Source organism: Vibrio litoralis DSM 17657 (genome assembly GCF_000426765.1).
Taxonomy (GTDB): Bacteria; Pseudomonadota; Gammaproteobacteria; order Enterobacterales; family Vibrionaceae; genus Vibrio; species Vibrio litoralis.
In genome coordinates, this window is record NZ_AUFZ01000017.1 from 238,705 (window position 1) to 258,731 (window position 20,027).

A 20,027-nucleotide genomic window follows, 5' to 3' on the forward strand; every position below is an offset into this window, starting at 1 on the left:
AGCCGAGAGCCGAGAGCCGAGAGCCGAGAAAGATTATTACAAGGATTTAATTATGCAAGAGATCATCAACAAACTTTATGCCCAGAGCGATTTAAGCGAACAAGAAAGCCATACCCTATTCGACACCATTATCAAAGGCGAAATGGATCCTATTCTTTTGGGCGCGGTGCTAACGGCATTAAAAATTAAAGGCGAAACGCCGGAAGAAATCGCAGGTGCCGCGCAAGCATTGCTAGCAAATGCCTCTCCATTTCCAACCATTGAAGGCGATTTTGCCGATATCGTAGGCACCGGTGGTGATGGTTCCAATACCATCAACATTTCAACCACCGCCGCTTTTGTGGCTGCCGCTTGTGGGGTGAAGATCGCCAAACATGGTAACCGCGGTGTATCAAGTAAATCAGGCTCATCTGACCTACTCGACTCTTTTGGTATTAACCTCGCCATGAGCCCAGAAGATACTAAATCTGCGGTGGAGAACATTGGCGTAGCATTCTTATTCGCACCGCAATACCACGGTGGTGTGCGCCACGCAATGCCAGTACGCCAAGCGATGAAGACTCGCACGATTTTTAACTTACTTGGCCCTTTAATTAATCCGGCTCGCCCAAATATTGAATTAATGGGCGTTTATGATGAAAGCCTAGTTCGCCCTATCGCCAAAACCATGGCAAGTATGGGGATGAAACGAGCAGCAGTGGTACATGGTAGTGGGCTAGATGAAGTCGCGATTCACGGTCCAACACTGGTTAATGAAATCGTAAACGGCGAAATTATTGAGTACACCTTAACGCCAGAAGATTTTGGCGTGAATAGTCACCCACTCGAAGCAATTAAAGGTGGCGAACCAGAAGAGAACCGTGCCATTATCACTAAAATCTTAAATGGCGAAGGAACGGAAGCACAGGTATCTGCCGTAGCCGTGAATGTTGCGCTACTGTTGCGTCTATTTGGTCAAGAAGACTTAAAAGCCAACACTCAACAAGCTATTGAGGTTATGAATTCAGGCAAAGCGTATCAGCTTGTTACTCAACTTGCCGCGCACGGATAATCGAGGAGAAAGGAATTGGAAACCGTATTAGCAAAAATCGTCGCGGATAAACGCATTTGGGTTGAAGAACGTAAAGCTCAACAACCTTTAGAATCATTCAAACAAGATTTACAGCCAAGTGATCGCGACTTTTATCAGGCATTGCATACTGGCAAAACCGAATTCATTTTAGAGTGTAAAAAAGCGTCGCCATCAAAAGGTCTGATCCGTGAAGATTTCAATTTAGACTACATCGCCTCGGTCTACGCCAATCATGCTAGCGCTATTTCGGTATTAACCGACGAGAAATACTTCCAGGGCGATTTCAACTTTTTGCCTCAAGTACGCAAGCAAGTTACGCAACCTGTCTTGTGTAAAGACTTTATGATCGACGAATACCAAGTGTACCTTGCTCGTCATTATCAAGCCGATGCGATTTTGTTGATGCTTTCCGTACTTAACGATCAAGAATATCAACTGCTAGCAGAAGTGGCTCGATCATTAAACCTAGGCATTTTAACCGAAGTCAGTAATGAAGATGAATTAGAGCGTGCAATTGCATTGAAAGCGCCGGTTGTCGGCATCAATAACCGCAATTTACGCGACCTGTCCATTACCCTTGAGCGCACTAAAGAACTCGCACCTCGTTTATCAAAAGATACCGTGGTAATTTCTGAATCAGGCATTCACAACCATCAGCAAGTAAAAGAGCTATCACAGTTTGCGAATGGTTTCTTAATTGGTAGTTCTTTGATGTCGGAAGACAACTTAGAAGTGGCGGTTCGTCGTGTCATCCTAGGTGAAAATAAAGTCTGCGGATTAACTCACCCAGACGATGCAAACCTAGCCTACCGCTCTGGTAGTGTTTATGGTGGGCTTATTTTTGCCGCTAAATCCAAACGTCGTGTCAGCATAGAAGATGCACGCTTGATTATGAGTGGCGCGCCATTACATTATGTGGGTGTTTTCCAAAATCAATCGATGGATGAAGTGGCTCAAACCGCCAATCAGCTTGGTCTGGCTGCGGTCCAGCTTCATGGCGCTGAAACGCAAGCACAAGTTGCCGAATTACGCCGACTACTACCGAAAAGCGTTAAAATTTGGAAAGCTTATGGGGTGTCCGATCAGCTGCCAACACTATTAGAGCAACACGTTGATAAACATTTATTAGATTCTCAAGTAGGTAATCAATCAGGAGGAACTGGAATGAGTTTTGATTGGGACCTTTTAAACAAAGGCAATACATCAACGAGTCATCGTCAAAGCATTATGATTGCAGGCGGCTTATCACCTGACAATATCGAAGAAGCCGCACAACTTGGTTGTATCGGTTTAGATCTTAACTCCGGAGTTGAAAGCGAACCCGGTAAAAAAGATCCACAGAAACTGGAAGCCGCGTTTAAGGCATTAAGAAATTATTAAATCAATGACCTGTAGCTTAATACCCCGTCGTTGATAATTAACAAGGATTATATTTTTATGGCTAAGTTAGATGCCTATTTTGGTGAGTACGGTGGTCAATATGTACCACAAATTTTAGTTCCAGCACTGGATCAACTTGAACAAGCGTTTATCGATGCTCAACAAGATCCTGAGTTCCAAGCTGAGTTTATGGGATTACTGCAAGAATACGCAGGCCGCCCTACCGCGTTAACCTTATGTCGTAACATGACTAAAGGCACTAAAACCAAGCTATACCTAAAGCGTGAAGACCTACTGCACGGCGGCGCCCATAAAACCAACCAAGTACTTGGTCAAGCATTACTGGCTAAACGCATGGGTAAAAAAGAAATCATCGCGGAAACCGGTGCTGGTCAACATGGTGTTGCAACGGCGCTAGCGTGTGCTTTGCTTGATTTAAAATGCAAAGTCTACATGGGCGCGAAAGATGTTGAGCGTCAAAGCCCAAACGTATTCCGCATGCGCATGATGGGCGCTGAAGTGATCCCAGTACATTCTGGTTCAGCAACCTTAAAAGATGCCTGTAATGAAGCGCTACGTGATTGGTCTGCCAGCTATGATAAAGCACACTACCTACTAGGTACTGCCGCGGGTCCTCACCCTTTCCCAACGATTGTTCGTGAATTCCAACGCATGATTGGTGAAGAAACCAAAATGCAAATTCTCGCTCGTGAAGGACGTCTTCCTGATGCCGTGATTGCCTGTGTTGGTGGCGGTTCCAATGCGATTGGTATGTTTGCCGATTTCATTGAAGAAACCGATGTTCGCCTAATTGGTGTAGAGCCTGCGGGTAAAGGTATCGATACCGACCAACACGGCGCACCACTGAAACATGGTACTACTGGCATTTTCTTCGGTATGAAATCACCACTGATGCAAGATGAGAATGGTCAAATTGAAGAGTCTTACTCTGTATCGGCTGGATTAGATTTCCCATCAGTTGGTCCGCAACATGCCCATTTAAATTCAATTGGCCGTGCTCAATATGAATCAATCACCGATGATGAAGCGCTAGATTGCTTCCAAAGTTTGGCTCGTAATGAAGGTATTATCCCTGCCCTAGAATCTGCTCATGCACTTGCTTACGCGGTTAAAATGGCACAAGCCGAACCTGAAAAAGAACAATTGTTAGTGGTTAATTTATCAGGCCGTGGCGATAAAGATATTTTCACTGTACAAGCGATTTTAGATGAGAAAGGAGCGCAATAATGGACCGTTATCAGCAATTATTTACTCAGCTCAATGAAAAGAGCCAAGGTGCATTTGTTCCTTTCGTTACTATTGGTGACCCTAACCCTGAGCAATCACTGGCGATTATTCAAACCTTAGTCGATGCCGGTGCCGATGCGTTAGAACTAGGCTTTCCTTTTTCAGATCCTTCTGCTGATGGCCCGACGATTCAAGGTGCCAATATTCGCGCATTAGAATCAAATACCACACCAAGTATTTGTTTTGATTTGATCAGTAAAATTCGTGCGCAACATCCAGACACACCAATCGGCTTACTGGTTTATGCCAACCTAGTGTACGTACGCGGCTTAGATGATTTCTATGCTCGCTGCCAACAAGCTGGCGTTGATTCAGTATTGGTTGCCGATGTCCCAACCGGTGAAAGTGAGCCATTTGTAAACGCGGCTAAAGCACACGGTATTCATCCAATATTTATTGCGCCGCCAAATGGTAGCCCTGAAACACTAGAGCAAGTCGCTAACCTTGGTGGAGGTTACACCTACCTACTCTCTCGCGCAGGTGTAACGGGTACCGAAACGAAAGCAGGCATGCCGGTTCATGAATTGCTTGAGCGTTTAAATCAATTTGATGCGCCACCAGCAATTCTTGGTTTTGGCATATCAGAACCCGCTCAAGTTTCAGAAGCAATCCAAGCAGGAGCAGCAGGTGCAATTTCAGGCTCAGCGGTAGTGAAAATTATTGAGCGTAACCTAGATCTGCCAGAGACTATGCTCAGCGAGCTAGGTGACTTTGTAAAAGCAATGAAAGCAGCTACTCAAAAGTAATTATTACTAATGATTTGAGTGTATATAACTTTAAAGGGGCCTGATGGCTCTTTTTTTGTAGCAAAACATCTCTAAACGGTTTTCATTCTGCTGCGATTGGGTAGACTGAGGCACATCTTATATTCACTGCCACTTTTTAAAACTAATGGCCGCAGTGATTTTAATCGTAATAACATAAATAAATGGTTAAGCATGAAGCAACTTATTGATTTTATTCCTCTGGTTATCTTTTTCTTTTTATATAAAAGCTACGATATTTATGTAGCAACCGGCGCCTTAATTGTTGCCACTGCAGTTCAAGTCGCAGTCACCTACTTCCTATATAAGAAAGTAGAAAAAATGCAGCTAATTACCTTCGCCATCGTGGCTGTATTTGGTGGTATGACACTGTTTTTCCATAACGACAACTTCATCAAATGGAAAGTCACCATCATCTACGCTTTATTTGCTATCGGCCTATTAATTTCTGATTTCTTAGGAAAGCCTGTTATTAAAGGCATGTTAAGCAAAGAAATTACCGTTCCAGATAGCGTCTGGAAACGAGTGAACCTTGCTTGGGTTGGTTTCTTTGCAGTGTGCGCAGCGTTAAACATCTATGTGGCCTACGAATTACCACTTGATGTATGGGTAAACTTTAAAGTCTTTGGCTTATTAATCGCCACCTTCGCTTTCACGATTCTTACTGGTGTTTATGTTTACAAGCATATGCCTAAAGAAAATAAAGAAGAAAACTGAGCAAACTATCAGCATATAGCCTGATGAGTAGTTGATTGTCATCCCATTACTGTCATAATTTATAACAGTAATGGGATTTTTTATTTAGGACACGTTATGAGCTCTCAAACTCAAGCCCCTCGCGGCTCAATGGTGCTTCGTACTCTTGCAATGCCTGCCGATACCAATGCCAATGGTGATATTTTTGGTGGTTGGATCATGTCTCAACTCGATTTGGCAGGCGCTATTTTAGCCAAAGAACTTTCCAACAGTCGCGTCGTGACAGTTTCTGTTTCTAGTATCACCTTCAAGCAACCGGTAAAGGTAGGTGATGTGGTTTGTTGTTATGGTGAGTGCATCAAGGTTGGTCGTACTTCAATGTCTATCGCACTAGAAGTATGGGTTAAATCTGTTGGCCTAGATGGTGTAGGTGAAAAGAATAAAGTTTGTGAAGCCACCTTTAACTATGTTGCTATTGATGCAGATGGTAAGCCTCGCGCAGTAAAACCTGACTAACATTAACCTATTTATCCCCGACGCTACTTGGATATACAACACAAAATAAGGCTATCAAGCGCAGTTTTACTGGCAAATGGTAGCCTTATTTTTTTGAGCCGCGTATATTAACTTCTTATCTTGAATTTCAACATAAAGGACTCTTCCCATGTGGTATGTTATTTTTTCTCAGGATGTTGAGAACTCATTAGAAAAACGCATGAGCGTTCGTGATCGTCACTTAGCTCGCCTAGTCCAATTACAAGAAGAAGGTCGCTTATTAGTGGCTGGCCCAATGCCTGCGATTGACTCAGAGAACCCAGGCGAAGCAGGCTTTACCGGATCAACTGTAATTGCAGAATTTAACTCTCTTGATGACGCCAAAGCATGGGCAGACGCTGACCCTTATATCGAAGCTGGCGTTTATGAGAAAGTTACCGTCAAACCATTTAAGAAAGTATTACCATAATGAAGATGTCTTTTAAAACTCCCCTACTGGCTCTACTAAGCGCAATCTTATTACTCGGTTGTTCATCAACGCCAAGTGAAGTAGAAATGATGGCCGATCACCGCGCTAGCGTGATTGAAGCCGGCCTACCTTACAAAATCGGCCCGCTGAATGTAATGAGTGCAAAGTCAGATAAAAATGTTGTTGAGCTACTGATGATTTACAACAGCTCAGGCACCGTATCACCAACGGCTTTAGTTGACGCAAGTGTAAAAACTTACTGCAAAAGTAATGAAGTCCGTTCGGTTTTGAAAAAAGGTGTGATTTATAAAGTCACCATTCGTAGCGAACGTGGAAAAATGCTCGTTGAGAAAAGTATTAGCGAACAAACTTGTCAGCAAGTAGAAGATGAAAATTAATCTAAACGCGATTAAATAGTAGATACAATTAACCCCCTGATGATCTTCTCATTAGGGGGTTAATTTTTTATAACTTATGGGCTAAATCAATCAACATAGGTAGGCCATAAACCCAAAACAGGTACACCCCACCAACAATTGCCGCAATCCAGAGTATTGTCGTCAATACCTTAGATTTAACTCGGCTGTTAAATGGATCAGGCTCACCACAATTTGGGCAAGTATGCGCTCGCTTTGATATCGATTTATCGCATATAGGGCATTGAACTAATGGCATAGGTTATCTTCCTTGAGTCGAATAGTTTCATGTAATCATGCATTATTTTACAAATATTGCCAGTAGGAATTTACCTAAAATTCAGCCGGTTAACTTTCGTCTTTTGATGAAAATATCATTACCTTCAAACTGGCTTGCTCATCAACATCCGCAAATTCTTCCGGATTGGCTAATCTCTCAACGAACGTCAATTCAGGCGCTTCTTCTGCCATTGAATCAATCAAGAAGTCTTCACTCACCACTGGAGAGTTCACACACGCAAACACTTCACCACCTTCATTCAATAACGTAGGGAGTTTACGTAAGATGCGTTTATAATCTTTGGTTAAAGCAAAACTGCCCTTCTGGAAAGATGGCGGATCGATAATCACTAAATCATAAGGACCATATTTGGTGATTTTCCCCCAAGAGCGGAAGATATCGTAGCCCATGAAAGTCACATCCGACATATCATGCTCATTTAATCTGTGATTATCGCGTCCACGAGATAACGCGCCTTTTGCCATATCCACATTAACCACTTGATCAGCACCGCCAGCTTTCGCTGCAACGGAAAAACCACAAGTATAAGCAAACAGATTCAATACGCGTTTACCTTGCGAGCGCTCTTGAACCCATTGGCGGCCTAAACGCATATCTAGGAAAATTCCCATATTCTGGTTCTTACCCAGTACAAGCTGATATTTAAGACCGTTTTCAACACCAACCGTGTTCTCTTGAATCTCACCAGCAATCGTTTCAAATGGCGCACCATGTTGGTATCTATGCTGCAAACCAATACCCGTACCACCAGCAGATTGCCAAATGTCACTGGCAAAGAGTTCAGTTAAACCTCGTTTCAACGCTTGATTAAAGTCGTCTTCAACGGGCTTAAATAACGTCACGATCAACTGTTGGCCAATCCAATCTGCGGTGATCTGCTCTAAGCCTTGAAATGTTTGTCCACGGCCGTGAAATAAACGACGCATTTCACTTTCACAAAGTGGTAGTTGCTGTTTAATACGTTCAAAGAAAGTGTCTAACTGTGTGATTTCCATTATCGATTCACTTATAAATTATTTAATTGTTGGCCAATTGAGGCTAGATGGTTTGCTCCATTGCTCAATTGCCTGCTTGGCGGCTTCGGTTTGCCACTCTTGACCTAAATGTTCATATTGGCTTGGATCACAAATAAATTCATGCATTTGCCCTTGATACTCAAACGACAAGCAATAGGCATGCAAATAACCACGATCAGCTTTGCTGCTTGGAGTGTAGATATCATCACCGACGATAGATGAGCCAATGGAATTGAGCGCTACTCGAATTTGATGAGTTTTACCGGTATGCGGCTTACATAAAAACAGACGCTGTCCATTCTCTCCAGCCAACGAAAAAAACTGCGTTTTAGCCGGGTTATCTTGGCTCTTTAATAGCTTCCAACTAGAGCGCCTAGAACGCTCCATATCGCCAGAAACCAACCCTTGTTTTTTCTTTGGCTTTTTCACCCCAATCGCAAGATAGAATTTGCTCACCATGCGATTGGCAAAAAGTTGTGATAACTCACTAGCGGCTTGCTGATGCTTGCCCAGTAGGAGAATTCCCGACGTCATTTTATCTAAGCGATGAATCAGATAGAGTTTTTGCTCTGCCGTTAACTCAACCATTTCGGATTTGGCCACTTCAATTAATAAAGAAGTCTCACCATCATCTTTATGCACACTGACATTTGGATGCTTATTAATGACTAAAAAATCGGCATTTTGATACAGAATATCGAACATAAAAACCCTACCGGATAAAGAGAGGTTGAAGTATACCTTGCCTTGCCTCAATACTAAATGACAGCCCTATCCGGCAGACAAAAAATTTCCCATAAAAAATGCCCCGTAAAAACGAGGCACTTAGTTCAATAATAATGAGAATAAATTAGATGGTTACCCAGAACACCAATCCCATTAGAATTGGGCAGACATAGCGTAAGTAGTTTGGCCACACTTTCCAGAAGAAGCTATCTGCCACATCTGGGTTACCTTGACGAATCTCTTCAAGCAAACCTGCACGGTGCCATACCCAACCCGCACAGATTGCCCACACAAGCCCCAGTAAAGGCTGTAGATAAACCGTTGAGATAGTAATAACGAGACCAAATAAAGTCCCAAAGTTAAATACAATTGCCGCCGCAAGCGCTAAAGCAACACCGCCAATCCACCAAACGGCTTTTTTGCGAGAATGGCCAAGCTCTTCAATCGCACACGAAACAGGTACCTCTAGCATTGAAATCGATGAGGTTAGTGCTGCAATCAGCATTAATGCGAAGAATAGAATACCCACAATAATACCGACACTTCCCATGGTATCGAACATAGCAGGAAGTACGGTGAATACTAAAGTATCTGAATTTAGTAATTGCCCAGCTTGATCATAAATCTGTACGCCGTGTTTTTGCGCGACAAACATCGCCGGTAGAATCAGCAAACCTGCACCAAACGCAATCCCCGTATCAATCGCTGCCACTTGTGCCGCGGTTTTCGGAATATTAATGTCTTTTGGTAAATATGATCCATAAACCATCATCACCGTCACACCAAGAGATAACGAGAAGAAAGCTTGCCCCATTGCGCCTACCACTAGATCAGCACTGAAGTGAGAAATATCAGGAACAAGGTACATTTTTAACCCGTCCATTGCGCCATCTTGAGTCAGAATGTAAATGATCATGATAACGAACAAACCAACCAAAACCGGCATTAAACGAGATGACCAACGCTCGATCCCATCGGTTACGCCACTCATCACGACCTTCATAGTTAAACCAATAAACACCAAGGCAAGCACTAGGTTTCTTTCAAGGCTAAATGATTCTAACCAATTAGCCGCAGTGTGTAGGCCAACCAAATCAAGTATCGGACTCACTAAGTAGCCGGCAAGCCAACCTGCAATGATCGAATAAAAACTCAAGATCATTAAAGCCGTTAACAAACCAAGCAAGCCAAAGCCAACAGGCACTTTACTGCGCTTAGGCCAAATACTCGCAATCGAACGTAATGGACTCGCTTGTCCATAACGACCAATGGTTAATTCTGCAATCAGCATAGGCAAGGCAAGAACCGCTACCATCACCAAATACACAATCAAAAAGACTGCCCCACCGTTGCTTGCTGCTTGTGTTGGGAAACCCCAAACATTTCCTAATCCAACCGCTGATCCTGCTGCGGCCATAATGAAGCCCAATTTAGAACTAAACTGAGCACGTGAACCTGACGCCATAATACTTTCCGTTGTGTTTTAGGCTTAAAGCCAATAATTATTATAATTTACAGTCGCGTAAAAATTTCTATACACACGACCAAAATGAATTTTATCAAGAGGGTTGCAAGTAAAGCAGTTTATGTGGTGGATTTAAAGTTAAAGCAGTAGAAAAAACACAAATAAACCGATACCTGAGCATAAAACAATCAACAATGCGTAATATCACAGAACTAAAGCCAACAATTAATTAACATTTTTCCCGATTGGTAGTCCGATTTTTTAATTTACTTCCAATATTCAAAGCAACCCGTCTGGTTATTTTTCCATTGAAGCTAGCTTTCCATTCAAGCTAGGTTTTTTCATCTTATGTACCTAGCTATTCACCTCGATACTTAATTGCTCATCCTCGATTAGTCCCAATTTTATACAATAAGAATATGATTCAAAGTTCAGGCTAAAGAATGGTAGTATCAAGATTCATGAAGTCGGTGATATAAAAGGAATAAATGGAAAAGTTCTATCAAATTGTTGCGCTAGCAGGTGTGATTAGTTATTGGCTGCTCGTAGCAGGGGTTACCATTCGTGTGGTGATTAAGCGCCGTGCCGTGAGTGTCTCGCTTGCTTGGCTAATGATCATTTACATCATCCCTTTCGTCGGCGTAATACTTTACTTCCTTTTTGGCGAATTAAATTTAGGACGAAAACGAGCCGAACGAGCTCAAAGTATGTTCGCCCCTTATGGCGAATGGTTTACTCAATTGCATGAATGCCAAGCTCACCAGCCGACTTTACTCAATTTACAACTGGCGCAAATTCATGATCTTTGCACCAACCGCACCGCGATTCCTGCGTTGTGCGGTAACACATTGTCGCTACAAGACACTCCAGACAAAATTCTTCGCTCAATCATTGAAGATATAGAGCAAGCCCACACCAATATTCGAATGGAATTTTATATCTGGCAAAGTGGCGGACTCATCGACTCGGTCAATGCTGCGCTGATTCAAGCGGCTAAACGAGGCGTTAATATTCAGATATTAATTGACTCGGCAGGTAGTCCTAAATTCTTCCGCAGCCATTGGCACAAATTAATGAAGGAAGCTGGCATTGATATTCGTCAGGCGTTAGAAGTGAATGCTTTCCGTGTATTTTTCCGTCGATTAGATCTACGACTACACCGTAAAATTATCACCATTGATGACGAAGTAGCTTATACCGGTTCGATGAATATGGTCGACCCTGAGTTCTTCAAGCAAGATGCTGGCGTAGGCGAATGGATTGACGTGATGGTTCGCGTCACTGGCCCTACCGTTAATGTTCTGGCAGCAATACATGCTTGGGATTGGGAAGTTGAAACCGGTGAGCGTCATCTACCTACCTTCCCTATTTGTACCATAGAAAACACAGGCGCATTACATCCCATTCAAGTGGTGCCATCTGGCCCAGGTATGCCAGAAAACCTCATTCAACAAGTGCTTACGCTTGCAATTCATCAAGCCAAAACATCCGTACGTATTACCACGCCTTATTTTGTCCCTAGTGATAACTTAATGCAGGTAATCAAGATGACCGCACAGCGAGGCGTTACCGTTGAATTATTACTTCCCAAGAAAAATGACTCTCTATTAGTTAACTGGGCTTCCAAATCTTTCTTTAGTGAATTACTGGAAGCGGGCGTACATATTTATCAATTTGATGCTGGCTTATTACACACCAAATCCGTCGTCATTGATCAACAATACTGCCTAGTGGGTAGCGTTAACCTAGATATGAGAAGCTTGTGGCTTAACTTTGAATTAACCCTAGTGGTCGATGATTATGAATTCACCAAAGAGTTATATTGGGTTCAAGAAAATTACCTAAATCAATCCACGTTAGTTTCTAAAGAAAGATGGGAACAGCGTAATTTTGGCCACCGAATGCTAGAAAGGCTCTTCTACCTATTTAACCCTTTGCTATAAGGCAATATGATTAGTAGAAAGCGATAAGTTCTAACGAATATAAGGATATAAGATGTCAGACAAGTACGAAACCAAACTGATCAATGCAGGGCGCAATAAAAAGTGGACTCACGGCGTGGTCAACCCACCGGTTCAACGCGCCTCAACGGTGGTATTTAATACGGTTGCTGAGAAAAACGAAGCCACCATGAAGCGCCAAGGACATACCTTATTTTATGGTCGTCGCGGTACCGAAACTCATTTCGCCTTTCAAGAAGCCATGACCCAAATCGAAGGTGGTGCCGGTTGTGCGCTCTACCCTTGCGGCGCTGCTGCGATCACCAATTCAATCTTGTCTTTCGTTGAGCATGGCGACCACGTTTTAATGGTTGATAGCTGCTATGAACCAACCCGTGATTTCTGCAATATCATTCTCAAAAAAATGGGCATTGAAACCACTTACTATGAACCAAGTATCGGCGAAGGTATTCGTGATTTAATCCGCCCAAATACCAAAATTCTATTTACCGAATCTCCGGGCTCTTACACCATGGAAGTGCAAGATGTTCCAACCCTTTCTCGCATTGCTCATGAACACGACATTATCGTGATGCTCGATAATACTTGGGGCGCTGGTGTTAACTTTTCACCGTTTGACCATGGTGTTGATGTGTCGATTCAAGCCGCAACTAAATACATTGTCGGTCACTCTGATGTGATGCTTGGCACTGCGGTTGCCAACGAAAAATACTGGCCACAGCTACGTGAGCAAAGCTACCTACTTGGTCAGTGTGTATCACCAGATGATGCCTACACCGGGTTGCGTGGTTTGCGTACTTTAAGCGTGCGTTTGAAGCAACATGAACAAAACAGTATCGCGATTGCTAAATGGTTAGAAACTCGCCCTGAAGTCGATCATGTGCGCCACCCTGCACTACCATCTTGCCCGGGCCACGAATTCTTCCTACGTGATTTTACTGGCTCTAATGGCCTATTCTCATTTGTATTAAAGACCAGCAATAAGAAAGCGACTACTGCGCTACTTGATACCGTAGAGCATTTCAGCATGGGCTACTCTTGGGGCGGCTATGAAAGCTTAATTCTCGCCAATGAGCCAAGCAGCTTCGATAACATGCGAACAGTATCGAATCCACACTTTAAAGGTACGTTAGTACGATTACACATCGGCTTAGAAAACGTAGAAGATCTGATAGAAGATTTAGAGCGTGGTTTTGAGGCTTATAATTCTGCGCTTGATAATTAAGCTTTAGACTAACGATTCATTTAAACTACTCAGCCCCTCAGTACTAGCGATACTTCTTTCTGCTAGCACTAAGGGGCTGAAATATTTAAGTCAAGACTCAAAGCTGAATGCCATTTACTATCGACCAATGGTGAGGCATCAATTCTCTTAATGGTTTAAATTCAAGTTTATTTTCGGCATTTGATATAGCCACTTGAACATCACCACCCCACGATACCAAGCGCTCTTGGCAAATACCGCACGGGGTTAATACTAGAAATTCACTAAATTCATCTTCTCTACAGACACACAGAGAATGAGTGACGGCATCATCATATTTTTCAGCGTCTAAATAACTCCCTACTTCCATGCATAACGCAAGTGCATCATTGTTTACACTAGGAGCTACGCTTGTCAGTATTCTACCTGATTGAGTTCGAATCGCTGCTGCGCCACCCCATCCAAATGGATAACGTTTCTTAATTAACTCTACAGCTGTTTGATAAAGTTCTTGTTCAATACTATTCATACGTATTCTGTCGCTTATCAACTTAGACTTTCTGCATCTTCACGCTTAATCACTTTGTGACCATCTTCCGTCACGCCTTGTTTCCAGTAACTACTAAAGTAACTCTTTTCACGCTGTATCGCGTCTTGGTTATTAAAGTGAGTGCGAATTGCTTTCATCGCAGTAAATTCACAAGCACACCAAATGGCGACATCTTGGCTATCAATGGATAACTGAGTAACCGCATCACTTAATTCGGTTGGCTGATGACCAATAACCGTGTGTAACTGCATGCCTACCGGTAGATTCCAATTTGGGCTATCTTGAGGCGAGCTTAATTGGACAACCACATGACCAACTGCGTTTTGCTCAAGCTTGTTCAGTTTTTCCGTTATTGCAGGAATCGCAGTCATATCTGCCACCATAAATACTTGCTCAGCATTCAGATCAATTAACTGGCTATTACCCGGACCACCAATCGAAATTGTATCACCTACTTTTGCATTCATCGCCCAATGAATCGCATAACCACCTTGTTCTTTGCTGATGATTTTATGTTTTTCATCCACTTCATGTATCACAAAATCGACTGCGATCTGGCCGCTATCAAGGTCTAATTCACTAATGGTGTAAGTACGCATAACCGGACGTTCCCCTTCTCGAAGATTTGAAATATCCGTATGGCCTTCAGGATGAAACATTAATTTGATGTAGCCGCCTAGGTCCGTTGCTTGTAATGGTTTAAAGTCTTCGCCTTGTAAAATCACGCGCTGCATATTGGCTGAAAGTTCAAAGGTGTTCACAACAGTAGCAAGTTTCGGTTTTCTGTTTGGTTTCATAACTATTTCCTTTTTCTATCAGCAATTAATGAGCGGTTTTATTTTGGAGTTTGGCCTTAACGCGTTTTACTGTCGAAATACTGGCCCCGGTTTCATCAGCAATCGCTTGTAAGGTTTTATCACTGGTAAGCAACTGAGCAATCTTCTGATGTAGTTCATGGTTCGCTCGGCGGCCTTTGAATTTGGCTTGCCACTCGCTCGGGTTACCTTTGAGTTTTCTCCGACCTAATTCAGCCGCCATTAAACGCTGATAAGTTTCAATTTCTTCATAACCTTTAATCAGTCGAAGCATCGTATCGGTCTGCTCATCGTTTGGCTTAAAAATTAGATTCTGGTGGTAGGTTCTTACAATGATGCCTTTGTTGAGAAGCTCTGTGATCACGTCATAGGCTAATTTGAAGCCAAGACCGAAATCGGTCATCCACCAGATAAGTAGCGTATCTCCAGTTTTTAATTGTGCATAAGCTTTTTGAAATTCCGGTCTTTCTTCTAAAGCGACATTACCGCGAATACCTCGCTCTATATACAAGGCGGCTTGTGTTTCGTTCGTCATCACATCAATACGATTATCAATATCTTCAACTTTGGGCGATACACGCAAGTAGCCAATAGTTTTGAATTGAGACATATGTTCCCTCAATATAAATTAAATTGATACGACACCAACAAGCTCACTTGGTGTTGATTAGCGTTAATAATGAGCCAATTTAGCTCACTTGTCAATGCAACACCAAATGAACCAATAAGAAGTCAAATAAAAAGAGCTGAATTAGAGGGATAAAAAAAGCCTCATCAGATTGATAAGGCTTTGACTAGAGATTATTTCAATTCAAGGTTCGCGGGATCTTCTGGCGGCACATCATCATCATGCTCTTCCATATTCCAAGGTAAGATCCCTGGTGAAATATGAATAAAGTGTAGGTAACGTTCGAACTGGTTCAAGATGTCGTTAATAATATCTTGTTGCTCATAGTTATACACATCATAAGCTTGACCACCACGGCGTAAGAATACCTCTGCACGGTAGTAATACTTATCTTCCGGCTCTTCACCTTCATCATACGCAAACTCTGGTAAATCGTAACCGCGTAGACGGATTTCATAGATAAACTCAACTTGGCCTTCTTTGAATACTTCAAAGTGCGCGCGACATAGTTCTTCGTCGAAGGTAACTTCCGCTTCCCACTCTTGTGCTTCTAACTCTTGTTCAACACGCTTCATGCTATTTAGAGCAGTCACGCTAATGAACTTTTCAACGTCAGAACGAACAGGGAAATCGACTAAGTTAGCTAGACGTTTTTTCCATAGCCCTTTACCACTTGGGGCTGAAGTCGCTTGCTGAGTCTGCATGTATTGCTGCTGACTATCTTCATGGTGCCCTTCGATACGCAAGGCTTTGATCATACCTACCATCGCAATTAACATGATAATCGCAAATGGTAACGCACTGACCACACTCGCCGTTTGTAACGCACCAAGACCACCTGCAAGTAATAGTACTGAAGCGACTAGGCCTTCAGTGACTACCCAGAATGTACGCTGCCATGCTGGTGTTTCTTGCACGCCACCAGAGGCTAATGAGTCAATAACTAATGAGCCTGAATCCGATGAAGTAACAAAGAAGGTAATGATCAAGATAACCGTAATAAAGGAGATAATCGACGTCATTGGCAGGCGTTCAAACAACTTGAACAGAGCAATGGCGTTATTATCTTGAACTTCTTGAATGATGTGTTGGTAACCATCTGTCATGATCATGTGCAATGCAGTATCGCCAAACACAGAGAACCATAAGAAAGTAAAAATAGTCGGTACAACCATTACACCCACAACGAACTGACGAATGGTACGACCGCGGCTGATTTTCGCGATAAACAAGCCAACAAACGGTGCCCATGCAATCGTCCAACCAAAGATGAACAATGTCCAGTTACCAATCCAATCGCTGGTTACGTAAGCTTGTAAGTTGAAAGTACGCTCAACGATATTGCTTAAGTAACTACCTGTATTTTGCATAAAGGTATTTAAGATAAACAGTGTTGGGCCCGCTACGAATACGAATAACATCAATAATAAAGCCAATGCGATATTCAATAGGGATAAGTTTTTCACCCCTTTATCCATACCGGCTAATACCGATACCAAAGCACACAAGGTAATCAGTGAAATGGCGATAATTTGTACGGTGCTATTAATTGGAATCTCTGGCCATAGGTAATGTAGACCCGTATTGATTTGCGTAACCGATAAACCAAGCGTCGTCGCAATACCAAACAAGGTACCTAAGATCGCAAATACATCTACCGTGTGACCAATTGGGCCGTGAATTTTATCGCCGATCAATGGGTAAAGCGTAGAGCGCATCGAAAGAGGAAGCCCATGACGGAAAGCAAAATACGCTAGTGCTAAACCCACTAAGCCATAAATAGCCCAAATGTGGAAGCCCCAGTGGAAGAAGGCAATTTGCATCGCTTCACGAGCTGCATCAATCGTCTCTGGTGCAGCGGTTGGTGGAGCCGCATAGTGCAGAACTGGTTCCGCTACGCCAAAGAATAATAAGGCAATACCGTAACCAGCAGAGAAAAGCATCGCAAACCATTCAACAAAGCTATACTCAGGTTCGGCATGATCCGGGCCAAGTTTTATCTCACCCCACTTACTGACGGCAACCGTCACAATAAATACTAAAAATATTGCTACTGCCAACATGTAAAACCAACCAAAATTGGTGGTTACATCGGATAGTAATTCAGAGAAAAAGGCACCAGCCCTCTCTGGGTTTGATATCGTTCCTATTACTAATAAAGCAATAACGATAACCGCGGGTATAAAAACGGGGATCAGCACTGTTGATTTCCGTTTAGTTGCTGAAACATCCATGTGTTTCTCCTATTTAATTTTCAATTTTATTTATCTGTTTGGTAAATGGGCGTTCACCTGCTCCTACAGCCATCGCAACATGCCAAATACAACCCTCTAACATTTACTGCAGAATACAAACAGAAAAACCAAATATCCACAAATTTAAGAAGGAATTGTATAAATTCAGTCAAAACGCACAAAACTGCAGATTTCCGTTTAAATAATAAACTAAAAAAACGAGCTTTTCATTTACCAAGCAAATAGTTACGAGCAAACCATAAGCGGGGCAGTTGTTTTATTTTTTCCACTTTTGGCACTTGCTATAACATGGACAATCGACAACATGATCATTAACCATTCCAACCGCCTGCATGAAAGCATAGCAAATTGTCTCACCCATAAATTTAAAGCCGTTTTTCTTTAAAAATTTACTCATCGCTTTTGATTGTTCGGTCACCGCTGGAACTTGAGACATATCTGTCCAACCATTTTGAACTGGCTCACCATCGACAAACTGCCACAGCGCGTTACTTAATGAGCCATATTCTTTTTGCAGTGCTTTGGCCGCTCGAGCATTGGAATACACAGAGGCGATTTTTCCTTTATGTTTAACGACATCAAAGTTATCAATAATGTATGACACGCGTGTTTCGTCATACTGGCTCAGCTTTTCAATATCAAAATCTTCAAACGCGGCTTTATAACCTGCTCGTTTATTTAAAATGGTTCGCCAGCTCAACCCCGCCTGTGCACCTTCTAAACAAATAAATTCAAATAGCTTAGTGTCATCGAACACTGGTACGCCCCACTCTTGATCGTGATATTCGCGCTCGTTGTCATGCTTGATTGCCCAACCACATGTTGTATCCACTTGCTGTGTCATATAACTTTCCAATTAGTTAGTCGAAAAAAAACCTCTGACACAGCATAGCTGAATCAGAGGTGGGAATTTTAATATTGATCAATTTAAAGTATACCCTTTGTACTTGAAGCTGCAGCTTTGTTGACAGCGTTCTTTCGCCCAATCACATAGGCGAGCTATGCTCATGGGTCTCATTCACTTGTCGCCTCACTGCAACTCCAATTACTTTGGGTATAGATATAACACGTGTATTAAAAACTATAACTTACTGAATTCTTTATTAACCTTGTAAGCATCAGAAGTAACATAGGCTTCCATATCACGAATTTTATTTTCTAATAGCGCATACTCTTTATCGAGGTCGGCCAATAGTTCCGCTGGTAGTTGCCCGGTCTGCCAAGGCTTACTCTTGATGGTATGGTCAAAATCGAACTCATCTGCGGCGGTTAAATTATCTGGGCGCTTTTCTAGCATCAACCATAGGCCGAAGTAAGCGAACAGCACTAAAATCCCACCACCGAGTAAGAAAGCTGACACTGCAATAATCCGTACCCACCAGGCTTCCATACCAAAGTAACGACCTAACCCGGCACACACACCAGCTAATTTACCATTCTTAGGCTCGCGGTATAACGCTTCTCTATCCATTCCTTTAGCCATGGTCACGCCTCCAATTTGGCGCCTCAGCGTCTAAGATTTTTTCTAACGTTTTGACACGTTGCTGCACGCTTTCCGCTCGCTCAGCTAGCGACTTTAGCTGTTCAAGCTCATCGCTCGACAAACCGTGTGCCACTTTACGCTTACTACGGTAATGAAGTAGCAACCACAACGGCGCAACAAAAATTAAAAATACAATCAGCGGTGCCACGAAAAAGCTGCTCATGAACGGCTCCTAATTATTGTTATTAAAATAGTCAACATTACTTATCTTGCAGACTTTTCTTAAGCTTTTCTAGCTCTTGTTCAATTTCATCATCTGCCTGCAACTCAGCAAACTCTTGATTCAGGTCTTTGCCTTTTTCACCTAAATCATAACTATCCGCTTCAGCTTCTAGTTCATCAATTTTACGTTCGTATTGCTCAAACTTAGACATTGCTTCTTCCGTTTTACCGGTGTGCAATTGCTTTTTGATATCACGACGATGACCTGCGGCTTGGCGACGCATCACTATGGATTTCTGCTTAGCGCGAGTTTCAACAATCTTAGTTTCGAGCTTGCTGATTTCTCCGGCTAACTTTTCAATAGACTCAGCAAGTAGTGTTTTTTCATTGCGTAAGTTTTTAAGCTGTTCTTCGGCTTTCTGTTTTTCAATTAACGCGCCACGTGCAAGATCTTCACGCTGCTTTTGAATCGCTAAAGACGCTTTGTTTTTCCAATCTTCAACTTGCTCTTCAAGAAACTCAATGCGACGAGTCAGCTCTTTGTTATCGGCTAACGCTTTCGCAGAATGAGTTCTTACTTCAACCAGTGTGTCTTCCATTTCTTGAATGATAAGGCGGATCATTTTTTCAGGATCTTCCGCTTTATCTAATAGAGAACTGATATTTGAATTAACGATGTCGGCAAAACGAGAAAAAATACCCATGTTCGATTCCTTCTTAATGTGTCGGTGTAATAGATTCTATACTTACCCAACACTAATACATGAAACGTGCCAACTTTTAACCTGCTGATATTAAATA

Annotated in this window: 22 protein-coding genes; 10 read left to right on the forward strand and 12 right to left on the reverse strand. The window is 42.5% G+C overall.

What is annotated here, in order from left to right; all coding sequences use genetic code 11:
• Window positions 1–52 precede the first annotated feature (52 nt).
• From trpD to gspS2, 8 genes are all read left to right on the forward strand, one after another.
• Window positions 53–1,051, forward strand: coding sequence for an anthranilate phosphoribosyltransferase (gene trpD / locus K358_RS0106570; protein WP_027696070.1), 999 nt, complete (start codon window positions 53–55; stop codon window positions 1,049–1,051).
• A gap of 15 nt (window positions 1,052–1,066) precedes the next feature.
• Entirely contained in the window at window positions 1,067–2,452 is a 1,386-nt protein-coding gene (trpCF, locus tag K358_RS0106575; protein ID WP_027696071.1) for a bifunctional indole-3-glycerol-phosphate synthase TrpC/phosphoribosylanthranilate isomerase TrpF, read from the forward strand.
• 57 nt (window positions 2,453–2,509) lie between these two features.
• Window positions 2,510–3,700 carry a tryptophan synthase subunit beta gene (gene trpB / locus K358_RS0106580; RefSeq protein WP_027696072.1) on the forward strand — a complete coding sequence of 397 codons (1,191 nt, stop codon included), beginning with the start codon at window positions 2,510–2,512 and terminating at the stop codon, window positions 3,698–3,700.
• On the forward strand, window positions 3,700–4,506 hold the full coding sequence (gene trpA / locus K358_RS0106585; protein ID WP_027696073.1) for a tryptophan synthase subunit alpha: 807 nt from the start codon (window positions 3,700–3,702) through the stop codon (window positions 4,504–4,506). Before trpB ends, trpA begins: the two co-directional genes overlap by 1 nt.
• A 192-nt stretch (window positions 4,507–4,698) precedes the next feature.
• Window positions 4,699–5,241: a septation protein A gene (locus K358_RS0106590; protein WP_027696074.1), complete on the forward strand. Its 543-nt coding sequence runs from the start codon at window positions 4,699–4,701 to the stop codon at window positions 5,239–5,241.
• Window positions 5,242–5,337: 96 nt separating this feature from the next.
• Window positions 5,338–5,736 carry an acyl-CoA thioester hydrolase YciA gene (yciA, locus tag K358_RS0106595; protein ID WP_027696075.1) on the forward strand — a complete coding sequence of 133 codons (399 nt, stop codon included), beginning with the start codon at window positions 5,338–5,340 and terminating at the stop codon, window positions 5,734–5,736.
• 148 nt (window positions 5,737–5,884) lie between these two features.
• Window positions 5,885–6,184, forward strand: a complete 300-nt coding sequence (locus K358_RS0106600; RefSeq protein ID WP_027696076.1) for a YciI family protein — start codon at window positions 5,885–5,887, stop codon at window positions 6,182–6,184.
• Window positions 6,184–6,582, forward strand: a complete 399-nt coding sequence (gene gspS2 / locus K358_RS0106605) for a type II secretion system pilot lipoprotein GspS-beta (protein ID WP_051241221.1) — start codon at window positions 6,184–6,186, stop codon at window positions 6,580–6,582. Before K358_RS0106600 ends, gspS2 begins: the two co-directional genes overlap by 1 nt.
• 67 nt (window positions 6,583–6,649) lie before the next feature.
• On the opposite strand, the gene K358_RS0106610 is transcribed toward gspS2, so the two are convergent.
• The 4 genes from K358_RS0106610 to K358_RS0106625 form a co-directional block, all read right to left on the reverse strand.
• Window positions 6,650–6,859 carry a zinc ribbon domain-containing protein gene (locus tag K358_RS0106610; RefSeq protein ID WP_027696078.1) on the reverse strand — a complete coding sequence of 70 codons (210 nt, stop codon included), beginning with the start codon at window positions 6,857–6,859 and terminating at the stop codon, window positions 6,650–6,652.
• 89 nt (window positions 6,860–6,948) lie between these two features.
• Window positions 6,949–7,896: a class I SAM-dependent methyltransferase gene (locus K358_RS0106615; RefSeq protein WP_027696079.1), complete on the reverse strand. Its 948-nt coding sequence runs from the start codon at window positions 7,894–7,896 to the stop codon at window positions 6,949–6,951.
• 18 nt (window positions 7,897–7,914) lie between these two features.
• Entirely contained in the window at window positions 7,915–8,622 is a 708-nt protein-coding gene (locus tag K358_RS0106620) for a TIGR01621 family pseudouridine synthase (RefSeq protein ID WP_027696080.1), read from the reverse strand.
• Window positions 8,623–8,767: 145 nt separating this feature from the next.
• Entirely contained in the window at window positions 8,768–10,108 is a 1,341-nt protein-coding gene (locus K358_RS0106625; protein ID WP_027696081.1) for a sodium-dependent transporter, read from the reverse strand.
• A gap of 488 nt (window positions 10,109–10,596) precedes the next feature.
• Between K358_RS0106625 and cls the strand changes: the two genes are divergently transcribed.
• Both cls and K358_RS0106635 read left to right on the forward strand, forming a co-directional pair.
• Window positions 10,597–12,051 (forward strand): cardiolipin synthase, encoded by a 1,455-nt coding sequence (gene cls / locus K358_RS0106630; RefSeq protein WP_027696082.1) that lies wholly within the window; start codon window positions 10,597–10,599, stop codon window positions 12,049–12,051.
• 52 nt (window positions 12,052–12,103) lie between these two features.
• Window positions 12,104–13,294: a cystathionine beta-lyase gene (locus K358_RS0106635; protein WP_027696083.1), complete on the forward strand. Its 1,191-nt coding sequence runs from the start codon at window positions 12,104–12,106 to the stop codon at window positions 13,292–13,294.
• 97 nt (window positions 13,295–13,391) lie between these two features.
• Here K358_RS0106635 and K358_RS0106640 read toward each other — a convergent pair whose 3' ends face one another.
• From K358_RS0106640 to pspA, 8 genes are all read right to left on the reverse strand, one after another.
• Entirely contained in the window at window positions 13,392–13,802 is a 411-nt protein-coding gene (locus tag K358_RS0106640) for a cytidine deaminase (RefSeq protein ID WP_027696084.1), read from the reverse strand.
• Between the two features lie 17 nt (window positions 13,803–13,819).
• The gene (locus K358_RS0106645) at window positions 13,820–14,620 is read right to left on the reverse strand and encodes a siderophore-interacting protein (RefSeq protein ID WP_027696085.1); all 801 of its coding nucleotides are present in this window, start codon (window positions 14,618–14,620) and stop codon (window positions 13,820–13,822) included.
• Window positions 14,621–14,645: 25 nt separating this feature from the next.
• Window positions 14,646–15,248 (reverse strand): recombinase family protein, encoded by a 603-nt coding sequence (locus tag K358_RS18185; RefSeq protein WP_051241222.1) that lies wholly within the window; start codon window positions 15,246–15,248, stop codon window positions 14,646–14,648.
• A gap of 191 nt (window positions 15,249–15,439) precedes the next feature.
• Complete coding sequence (locus K358_RS0106655) at window positions 15,440–17,500, reverse strand: BCCT family transporter (RefSeq protein WP_027696086.1); 2,061 nt, start codon at window positions 17,498–17,500, stop codon at window positions 15,440–15,442.
• A gap of 277 nt (window positions 17,501–17,777) precedes the next feature.
• Complete coding sequence (locus tag K358_RS0106660; protein WP_027696087.1) at window positions 17,778–18,365, reverse strand: DNA-3-methyladenine glycosylase I; 588 nt, start codon at window positions 18,363–18,365, stop codon at window positions 17,778–17,780.
• A gap of 237 nt (window positions 18,366–18,602) precedes the next feature.
• On the reverse strand, window positions 18,603–18,992 hold the full coding sequence (gene pspC, locus K358_RS0106665) for an envelope stress response membrane protein PspC (protein WP_027696088.1): 390 nt from the start codon (window positions 18,990–18,992) through the stop codon (window positions 18,603–18,605).
• 4 nt (window positions 18,993–18,996) lie between these two features.
• Window positions 18,997–19,227, reverse strand: coding sequence for an envelope stress response membrane protein PspB (gene pspB / locus K358_RS0106670; protein ID WP_027696089.1), 231 nt, complete (start codon window positions 19,225–19,227; stop codon window positions 18,997–18,999).
• A 37-nt stretch (window positions 19,228–19,264) separates the two neighbouring features.
• Window positions 19,265–19,930, reverse strand: a complete 666-nt coding sequence (gene pspA / locus K358_RS0106675) for a phage shock protein PspA (RefSeq protein ID WP_027696090.1) — start codon at window positions 19,928–19,930, stop codon at window positions 19,265–19,267.
• Window positions 19,931–20,027: the final 97 nt, after the last annotated feature.